Here is a 9,224-nt window from a genome sequence, read left to right as displayed (position 1 = left end):
GCTCCCCGCTCCGGCCCCGCCGCCTGCCGTTCGCAAGCGCTAGCTCACGACGAGTGCGTGCCGCCCGCAGCGGCAGGCCTCGTAGTCGACGGGATCGTGGCTGTTGACGATCGTCACATCAGCGCCATGCGCCGCCTTCAATTGCCGCAGCCGCCCCTGGTTCTGGATGCGCGTCGCGCGATCCATGTCCGCGCGGCGCTGGAACATGCCGAGCACCAGAGGGATCCGCGGCCTCGCGTCGAGCTGCGCGTGGTGGAAATAGGCGTCGCCGGCATGCAGCAGCCATTTGTCCTTGTCGCGCACCGCGATCCCGCAATGGCCGAGCGTGTGGCCCGGCAACGGGATCATCAGGATGTCCGGCTCGCGGTCGCCGAGCGCGCGCACGCCCTTGAAGCCGAACCAGTCCTCGCCACCGGCGCCATAGAAGGTCCAGTCCGGCCCGTGCTGCCACTGCGCCGTGATGTAGCGCCCCTGCGGCGGCGTGACCTGATGCGTTACCGCCATGTCGTACTCCTTGCGATGGACGTGCACCCTGGCCTTCGGAAAGTCCGGCACGCCGCCGGCGTGATCGCGATCGAGATGCGTCAGCAGCACATGGCGCACATCGTCCGGTGAGAAGCCGAGCGCCTTGACCTGCCGCACCGCCGTCTCGGCCGGATCGAGCCGCGGCGTCGTCTGCCGCACCCATTTGCGTCCGAGCCGAGGCGAGTCGCCGATGTCGTCGAGCCCGATCCCGGTGTCGACCAGCACGAGGCCGTCATTGCTCTCGACCAGCAGGCAGTGACAGACCATCCGCGCCCGCTGGAAGATGCTGCCGCTGCCGTTCACGAGCCGCTTTCCGATCGGGCACATCGTGCCGGTGTTGAGATGGTGGATGCGCATGACAGGTCCTCCGCTGTAACAGGCGCAGACTTGCCATTGGCGTTTCCATAGGTAAAATATTGTCTTTCTATCCATGCGATAGGATATACCGATGGATATCCGCGAACTCCGCTACTTCGCCGCGGTCTACCGCGAGCGCAATCTGACCGCCGCGGCGAAGCGCTGCTTCATCTCGCAGCCGTCGATCTCGGCGGCGATCACCAATCTCGAGGCCGAGCTCGGCACCACGCTGTTCATCCGGCACAAGAAGGGCATGGCCCCGACGGCGTCCGCCGCGCAGTTTCACGGCATCGCCCGCCGGATCATCGACGAGGCGGACGCGGCGCGAAATCTCTTCCGCAAGCCCGCGACGCGGCAGGCGCTGACGCTCGGGCTGCTGCGGACGCTCGATCAGGCCCGGACCATCGCGCTGCTGAAGCCGCTGACCGGCAATAGCGATCTTGCGCTCCGGCTGGTCGGCGCCAGCGAGAAGGCCGACGCACGGATCATCGCCAAGACCATGGTCGGCGCCGGCGAGCACTTCATCCCGCTGTGGAGTGAGCGCTATGTCGCGGCACTGCCGCCCTCGCATCCCCTGACGCTGAAGGAGACGCTGCGGACCACCGACTTCGCCGGCGTTCCGATGATCGATCGTTGCCATTGCGAGCAGCAGGAATTCTTCAAGCGTGCCTCACCGCCGCGCAAGCCGGTGGCGATCGCGGAATCCGAGGAGTGGGCGATGGCGCTGGTTGCGGCCGGGGTCGGCGTCGCGATCGTCCCCGAGGGCGTGGCGCGCGGCAATCCGGATGTCGCGATGCGCGCGATCGATATCGACGTGACGCGCCAGGTCGGCCTCGCCTACCCCTCGGCCCAGCCGCCCTCCGATGCGCTGAAGGCATTCATTGCGAGCCTGCCGCGGCAAGCCAACAGTCGCCGGGTCAAATCGACGGCGAAGAAAACGAAGCGCGCCTAGCCCTTCGTCACCACGGCCTGGCCTGTCACCGGCGCGGAGACGAGCGGTGCGTTGGCGGTGAGCCGGGCGAGTTCGTTGATCTGGCGTTCGGCGTCGGCGGCCATGCCGTCGGGCGCCTGGATCACCAGCCGCTCCAGCGCCCAGCGATAGGACGAGATCCGTCGCTCCAGGGCCTGCTGGACCCATTGCACGATCAGCGTGTTCTCTTCCATCCGCGCCACCGCATCCGCGCGCTCGCGCGGCGACACATCGGCAATCATGTGGAGGCTGGCATTGCGCTTGCGATCGAGCTCGATCACCTGGATCGCGGTGGCGAAGAACGGCTCGAAGCGGGTGATGTCGTCGCGCACCTCGTCGATCAGCAGCGAATAGCGCGAGGCGAACGAGCGATGCGGCTCGTCGATCAGATTGCGGCCATAGGCGGTGCGATCGAACACGACCCTCTGCCGCCACGGCGAAGGCAGCGGCTGGTAGTCGCCGAACACGCTTTTCCACGCCGGACGCGACAGCGGCGGCTCGATGAACTGATAGGCGAGGTCGCGCAGCTGTCGTTCGTGTTCGGTGAGCTGGAATTGCGAGGCGTTCTTGCCGATGCTGCCGGTCGCCTCGGCGCCGATCCAGCGATGCATGTCGTCGTTGCGGAAATCGGCGCGGGTGCGGCCGAAATCGCCGCCGCTGCAGCCGGCGAGCGCCGAGCCTGCCAGCAGCAGGATCAGCGCCGGGAGTGACCGCCGAGCGACGGTCCGCTGCACAAGCTCCGGCATTGCCCGATGTCCGCGATCAGGAGCGGCGTCGGCGACGGCGGCCCTGCGCAGTGCCCTGCTCCGGTCCGCGACCACCGCCGGTCTCCTCCGTCGTTCGCTCGATCCGGACGACGGGAAGGATCAGTACGGTCCCCATGCCTTCGCCGGCAGCACCGGCCATGCTCGGCCGCCGCGCAGCCGCATCCGCCGGAAACTCAACGATGGTGCCCATGTTCCGTTCTCTCTGGCCCCGCACGGACATGATTTGCCCCGCGCACGCCGAGTTAAGAACGCGCATGGTTAATGACATCTTAAGCCGCCGGTACGGACGGTTACGGATATGGCGCTGTGCCTTAATAGACACGCGCAAATTCGAGCATTCACCTTCACGGCTTGTTTTCCTTAACTGCCTCTTAAAACAGCCTGCGTAGGCTCGCTGCCACAAGGATTTCAAACCGAAGTTCACTGGCAAGTCGCGTACGCCCGAGATGAGCGCAGCTCCGCTATTTCCTGGTTTCGATGGGCTGATGACGCTCTCCCGTCGCGAGGGCGTCGACATCCGCCCGACGCTGCTGCGCGTCCTGACCGACCTCTATGTGCAGGCGAGCGCACACTCCGCCGATGAAGAGCGCCAGTTCGTCGAGCTGACGACGCGCCTGATCGACGAGGTCGACGACGCGACCCGCGCCGCGGTCCGCGCGCGTCTTGCGATCTATCCGACCACGCCCGCAGGGATCATGGACAAGCTCGGGCTGCTCCGCGTCGGTCCCGACCAGCCGATGCCGGCGGCCACACCAATTCCCGCGCCCTCACCGTCCGCGCTGCCGGCCAAGATCCCGACCGAAGCCGAACTGCGGATGGCCGCGAGCCTCGCCATGCGGCCGAACGATGCCGCCGAAATCTCCGACATGTTCTTTGCCGCCAACACGAAGGAGCGCGCGCAGATCCTGCACAATCTGGAGGAGACGCCGCTGAAGGCCGCCGCGCGGATCCCCGCCGCGCGCGCCGCGCGCGCGATCCATATCCTGGAGATGGCGGCGTTTGCCGAGGACCTCGATAACTTCACGCTCGAACTCGGCGAGGCGCTGATCCTGCCGTCGCGGATCGCCGCCGATGTGGTCAACGATCCCGGCGGCGAGCCGCTCGCCTGCGCGATGCGGGCACTCGACGTGTCGAGCGCCGCGTTCCAGCGGATCCTGATGTTCCTCAATCCCGAAGCCGGCTCCTCGGTCAATTATGTCTATCGGCTGTCGCGGCTCTACGATCGCTTGAGCGAGCGCTCGGCGCTGGTGATGCTGGCGGCGTGGCGCGGCTCGACCATGGCGGTGGCCCGCGCCAGGTATCGCTCGTCGCTCTATGACGACGAGCGCCATCGCGTACGCGCGGCATCCTCGCAGACGCGTCCCGCGTTGCAGCCCGGCAGCGCGCCCGCTATCCGAAATCAGAAGTCTGGAAGTTAGCCCTTCGCCAGATCGAGGAAGTGCCGCCCGGCACGGTCCTCGGTCTCGACAATCCAGGCGTCGGGATCGAAGCGGAGCTCCTTGGTCAAGCGTTCCTCGATAGAGGGCTCGGACACCGGCTGTGGCGCGGTCGACACGAACAGCCGCTCGACCGGACGGCTGTCGTCATAGACTGCCTGCGGCGCGGGCGCATACAGCATCGCGTTGCCGTCCATCAGCGCCACCTTGACGAATACGGCACCGGCTTCCTCGGCACCCTTCTTGCGGACTGCGCCGAACACGCCCTCGGTCTGGCAGCGGCGCAAATACGCCGCGACCCATATGCTGGTTTTCAATCGCATGCGCCGACCTATAGGCCAGCGACGCGGCCACGTCCAATTGTCACAGATGTCGTCACGCAGCGGCGGGTTGACCGAACCAATCGTCACCCATATCCTTGCATCTGCGGTGCAAGCCGCGCCCGGGTCCACGGGAAGGGTTGAACCCACTTGCACCAATTGAGCGGCCAACCAAGCCTTTGTGCAGCCGGTTTTGTGGACCATCGGCGATGATGCACGGAGGTTTCCATGGACCGATCGCCCGCGCGATTGAATCTCGAACATCTGAAGAGGCAGGCCAAGGAGCTCATTCGCCTTTACCGGCGGCAGGCGCCGGAGGCTTACGCGCGTTTCCGGCATGCGCTTCCGGCTGCGGCCGGGCGCAGCGATACTGAGATCGCTGCGCTCAATCTGCGGCTGCACGATGCGCAGTCCTGCGTGGCGCGCGATCTCGGCTTCGCCTCCTGGCCGGACCTGCGGCGCTATGTCGACGCACAATTACCGCCCGGCAAGAGCAAGGCCGATCGCGTTCGGCGATGGTTGCAGCTGGTCTATGCCGCAGACGTCGCCGGCACCACCGACCGCGCCAATCCGCGCGTTGCGGCGCGGATGCTCACCGAGGATCCCGGCCTCATCGCCGATGATCCCTATCTCGCCTGCGCCATCGGCGACGAGGAGACGGTGCAACGCACCGCCAACGACGATCCAGCATGGGTCAATCGTCCCGGCGGTCCCTTGAAACTGCCGCCGCTGGTCGCGGTCACGCATTCCAGCCTGTTGCAGATTGCGGAATTTCAGACCCGGCTGCATCGCTGCGCACGCCTGCTGCTGCAGGCCGGCGCCGATCCCAACCAGCACATCAGCAGCCGCTGGCCGCCCGGAACGCTCGACGCACCCGATGACAGCAATCCGCTGTCAGCGCTGTACGGCGCCGCCGGCCGCAACCACGATCTCGAACTGACCAGACTGTTGCTCGAAGCGGGCGCCAATCCGAACGACAATGAATCGCTCTACCACTCGCTCGAAGGCTCGGTGACGACAGGCCTGCTGCTCGAGCATGGTGCGCGGATCGCCGGAACCAACGCGATGTACAAGGTGCTCGATGACGAGAACGTGGCGGCGCTCGACTTGCTGCTGCGGCACGGCGGCAATCCGAACCAACCCGCCCCGCGCCGCTGACCGATTGCGGCTCGCCGCTGATGTGGGCGATCCGCCGGCAGCGGTCGCGGACCTGCATCGCGACACTGCTCGACGCCGGCGCAGATCCGCACGTCACGACGCCGGATGGTCTCAGCGCCTACCGCTACGCATTGCAATTCGGACTGACCGAGGTCGCCGAGTTGCTGCGCGAGCGCACCGGCGACGAGACGCTTGCCGATGATGAGCGGTTCGTCGCGGCGTGCAGCAGCGGTGATGAGGGCGAGGCGCGGCGAATCCAGGCCGGCCGGCCCGATCTTCCGGGTTCACTTTCACCGCAGCAATTGCGGTTGCTTCCTGAGCTCGCCGCGGCAGGCGGCGACGATGCGGTGCGGCTGATGGTCGAACTCGGCTGGCCGATCACGGTGCGTGGCGGCGATTGGGATGCGTCGGCGCTCAATCACGCGGTGTTCCGCGGCAATGCCGCGCTGACACGATTCCTGCTCGAGCACGGCGCGGAATGGACCGAGCAGCACGGCTTTGGCGACAACGCGTCCGGAAGCCTGTCGTGGGCCTCCTGCAACGAGCCGGTCAGCGGCGGCGACTGGGTGGGCTGCGCGCAGGCCCTGCTCGATCACGGGATGCCGCGCGCCATTCCGGATCGCGACGATCCGGAATGGGTGCTGCTGGCCGGCCGCAGGAAGCTGTTCTCCGACGAGGTCAGGGACGTTCTGCTGGGCGAGACGCCCTGACTCGTCACGGCCGGGCTTGTCCCGGCCATCCACGTGTTAGCTTCAACAGTCTCAGAGACGTGGATGCCCGGGACAAGCCCGGGCATGACGAATACACATTCAATGCCGTCGTAGAGAGGCTACTCGACCGAATGCCCGATCATCGTGCTGAGTTCGCGCACCAAGCGATCGGACATCTGGCCGGTCACCGGCAGCTTGCGGGCGCGCTCGAACTTCGCGATCGCGTGCTGGGTATCGGCGCCGATCGTGCCGGTCGGCTTGAGCTGGCCGTAGCCATACTCCGTCAGCGTACGCTGGACCGCGGCGATGCGTTTGCCGGCCGGGCTCAGATGCTGTGTCGGAATCGACGCCGGCGGACGAATGACGCTGGACGGCGCGGCGGCCGGGGACGGTGCTGCGGCCGGCGGCGCAGTGGTCGATTTCAGCACCAGATTGGCCATCGGATCGACCGGCTTGGCCTCGGCCTTGGGTTCTGCCGGCTTGGCTTCGACGGACCTGGTCTCGGCCGGCTTGGTCTCCACCGGCTTCACGTCGACGGGCTCGGCCGATCGGGCAGCCGCCTCGGCCGGACGCGGGCGCGGTATCGGGCTGGTGGCCGCGGCAACCGGGGCCGGCGGCGGCAGCGTCACAACCGAACCGCCGAACATCGGCGACGGATGACGGCCGGCCTGCAGGAACAGCGCATTGATCAGGATCGCAACAATGGCAGACGTCGCCAGCACGCCGGCAACCAGATCCTTCGGACTGTGCAGCAGCAGGCGCAGGACGAGGCCACGTTCCTCCTCGGCCGCGATGGCCACCGCCTTGGCGCCGCGGCGACGGCGCGGCGTTTCATCGTCATCCAAAGTCTGTCTAGGCACTCTTCTTCACCTGATGGGTTTGCTCTTGTAGTCCGGAACGCAGCGCGGGCTTCAGGGTCGAGACATTGCTGGACGGCTCGACGGCGGCCGGCGGGGTGAACGCCAGCGGCAGCGCGACCGACACAGTGGTGCCCTCGCCCACCTTGCTCTCCACATTGATTTCGCCGTGGTGCAGGCCGACCAGTCCCTTCACGATGGAAAGACCAAGACCGGTGCCCTCGTGGCGGCGCTGATAGGTCTTGCCGGCCTGGAAGAACGGATCGCCGATCCGCTTGAGATCATCGGCGGCGATGCCGACGCCGGTGTCCGAGACACGCAGCACCAGCCGCGATCCCTCCACGCCGGCCGACACCGTCACCTTGCCGCCGCGCTCGGTGAACTTGATGGCGTTGGAGACCAGATTGAGCACGATCTGCTTGAACGCGCGCGGATCGCCGTTCACGATCGGCAGATCGTCGGGCACGCGCGTGACGAGGTCGACGCCGCTCTCGCGCGCTTTCAACGCCACCAGATTGCAGCAATTGAGCAGCGCCGGCCGCGGCGCAAACGGCTCCGGCGAAATCTCGAAATTGCCCGACTCCATCTTCGACATGTCGAGGATGCCGTTGACGACGGACAGCAGATGCTGGCCGGAATCGTTGATCAGCTGCGCGTATTCCTTGCGGCGGGCCACGTCGAGGCCGAGCACGTCTTCCTGCGCGATCATCTCGGAGAAGCCGATGATGGCGTTGAGCGGGGTGCGCAGTTCGTGGCTCATGGTGGCCAGGAAGCGCGTCTTCGATGCATCGGCCTGCTCGGCCACATTGCGCGCCTGTTCGAGCGCCTGCTCCTGCACCTTGCGATCGGTCACGTCGCGGATCACCGCAACGACCTCGGCATCGGCGGCGGCCTGATCGAGCGGGCGGCAGCGCATCTCGGCCCAGATGAATTCGGCGGCGACCTCGCCCCGCGCACCGTCACGGCGCACGCGGAACTCGACGCTGCGCGAGTCACCGCGTGCGGCGTCCGACAGCCCCGTGAGATAGGCCGGGCGATCGGCGACATGAACGCGGTCGAACAGGCCGTGGCCCAACAACCGCGATGCCGGCACGCCGAGCATGTTCTCGGCCGCGGGGGAAATGAAGCGCACGGCGCCGTTGCGGCTGTGCCGCGACAGCACGTCGCTCATGTTATGCGCGAGCAGGCGGTAGCGCTCTTCCTCGACATAGAGCAGCGCCACGCTGGTACGCGCCAACGACTCCGCGCCGAAGGCGAGTCCGGCGGCGTAGAAGATCGCCGACACGACGCCGAACCCGACGAGCGTATTGTTCGAAGCAACCGCGGGATCGACGACCGGCAGCACATGATAATGGCCGAGCACGCTCAGCAGCGCCGCGCAGATCATCGCCAGCGCGAACGCAAACGCCACCACGCGCCGCGAGGCCGACAGCGCCGCCTCGATCGGAATGACGACGAGCCACACGGCGGCGAACGAGGCGATGCCGCCGGTCGTCGCCGCGATCATCATCACGAGGCCGGCGAGCGCCAGCGACGACAGCACATGCGCGCCTTCATAGCGGCCGGTGCGCGACAGGAACCACGACAGCAGGATCGGCGCGATCAGCCAGGCGAATGCCGCGACCTCGATCGCCGTCGGCGCACCGCGCATCGCAAGAAAGGCAGGGAACGAGGCAAGCGCCGCCAGGCTGCCGAGCAGCCGCGGCGCCATGAAGGCACGATGGCGCGCACGCGTCAGCGCATCATATTGCGCCGACGGATGCAGCAGCGCATCCAGGCAATCGCGGATCAGACTCAAACTACTCACAGCACTCGCGCTTCGGCTCAATCGTCAACACAGACGCGCCGCAACGCCTCCTTCGTGATTGCAGGTCAACCTGTCAGAGCGAACTTAAGCGAACGCTAAGGCTGGGCGGCCTGCCGCCAAACACCGTGCATTGGAGTGGGTTTGACCCGCTATTCACCGGCCATTTGTCGGGGATGGTGAACGGCTGGTTTCCGGATGCGACAATCTATGGTTTCGAAATGGTGGACGCGGCGGATCCTGCGCATCCGGCGCGCGTCGGGCGCCATCAATCGAAAATTTACGGCGAATCAATTCAGGCGAATTTTCCGCGATTTTTC

General features: G+C 66.6%; 10 protein-coding genes. 4 read left to right on the top strand and 6 right to left on the bottom strand.

Annotation, left to right across the window (positions count from 1 at the left end):
• Positions 1–39: 39 nt before the first annotated feature.
• Entirely contained in the window at positions 40–882 is an 843-nt protein-coding gene (locus tag AC1VNY_RS30145) for an MBL fold metallo-hydrolase (RefSeq protein ID WP_482407915.1), read from the bottom strand.
• Between the two features lie 91 nt (positions 883–973).
• On the opposite strand from AC1VNY_RS30145, the gene AC1VNY_RS30140 reads away from it, so the two are divergent.
• The gene (locus AC1VNY_RS30140; protein ID WP_304499408.1) at positions 974–1,834 is read left to right on the top strand and encodes a LysR family transcriptional regulator; all 861 of its coding nucleotides are present in this window, start codon (positions 974–976) and stop codon (positions 1,832–1,834) included.
• Here AC1VNY_RS30140 and AC1VNY_RS30135 read toward each other — a convergent pair.
• Together AC1VNY_RS30135 and AC1VNY_RS30130 are read right to left on the bottom strand one after the other, a co-directional pair.
• The gene (locus AC1VNY_RS30135; protein ID WP_482407914.1) at positions 1,831–2,598 is read right to left on the bottom strand and encodes a hypothetical protein; all 768 of its coding nucleotides are present in this window, start codon (positions 2,596–2,598) and stop codon (positions 1,831–1,833) included. The genes AC1VNY_RS30140 and AC1VNY_RS30135 overlap by 4 nt on opposite strands.
• A gap of 16 nt (positions 2,599–2,614) precedes the next feature.
• Positions 2,615–2,809: a hypothetical protein gene (locus tag AC1VNY_RS30130; protein ID WP_024579523.1), complete on the bottom strand. Its 195-nt coding sequence runs from the start codon at positions 2,807–2,809 to the stop codon at positions 2,615–2,617.
• 295 nt (positions 2,810–3,104) lie between these two features.
• Between AC1VNY_RS30130 and AC1VNY_RS30125 the strand changes: the two genes are divergently transcribed.
• Positions 3,105–4,037, top strand: a complete 933-nt coding sequence (locus AC1VNY_RS30125) for a DUF2336 domain-containing protein (protein ID WP_482407913.1) — start codon at positions 3,105–3,107, stop codon at positions 4,035–4,037.
• On the opposite strand, the gene AC1VNY_RS30120 is transcribed toward AC1VNY_RS30125, so the two are convergent.
• Positions 4,034–4,378, bottom strand: coding sequence for a DUF1491 family protein (locus AC1VNY_RS30120; RefSeq protein ID WP_482407912.1), 345 nt, complete (start codon positions 4,376–4,378; stop codon positions 4,034–4,036). The genes AC1VNY_RS30125 and AC1VNY_RS30120 overlap by 4 nt on opposite strands.
• 225 nt (positions 4,379–4,603) lie before the next feature.
• Between AC1VNY_RS30120 and AC1VNY_RS30115 the strand changes: the two genes are divergently transcribed.
• Together AC1VNY_RS30115 and AC1VNY_RS30110 are read left to right on the top strand one after the other, a co-directional pair.
• Positions 4,604–5,533 carry a hypothetical protein gene (locus AC1VNY_RS30115; RefSeq protein WP_482407911.1) on the top strand — a complete coding sequence of 310 codons (930 nt, stop codon included), beginning with the start codon at positions 4,604–4,606 and terminating at the stop codon, positions 5,531–5,533.
• Positions 5,534–5,553: 20 nt separating this feature from the next.
• Positions 5,554–6,243, top strand: coding sequence for a hypothetical protein (locus tag AC1VNY_RS30110; RefSeq protein WP_482407910.1), 690 nt, complete (start codon positions 5,554–5,556; stop codon positions 6,241–6,243).
• 119 nt (positions 6,244–6,362) lie between these two features.
• Here the strand turns inward: AC1VNY_RS30110 and AC1VNY_RS30105 are convergent, their stop codons facing one another.
• Together AC1VNY_RS30105 and AC1VNY_RS30100 are read right to left on the bottom strand one after the other, a co-directional pair.
• Complete coding sequence (locus AC1VNY_RS30105; protein WP_482407909.1) at positions 6,363–7,088, bottom strand: peptidoglycan-binding domain-containing protein; 726 nt, start codon at positions 7,086–7,088, stop codon at positions 6,363–6,365.
• 7 nt (positions 7,089–7,095) lie between these two features.
• On the bottom strand, positions 7,096–8,907 hold the full coding sequence (locus AC1VNY_RS30100) for a PAS domain-containing sensor histidine kinase (protein WP_482407908.1): 1,812 nt from the start codon (positions 8,905–8,907) through the stop codon (positions 7,096–7,098).
• Positions 8,908–9,224 lie beyond the last annotated feature (317 nt).

It is taken from the genome of Bradyrhizobium ferriligni (genome assembly GCF_056837965.1).
This window is presented reverse-complemented; position numbering and strand designations above follow the sequence as displayed.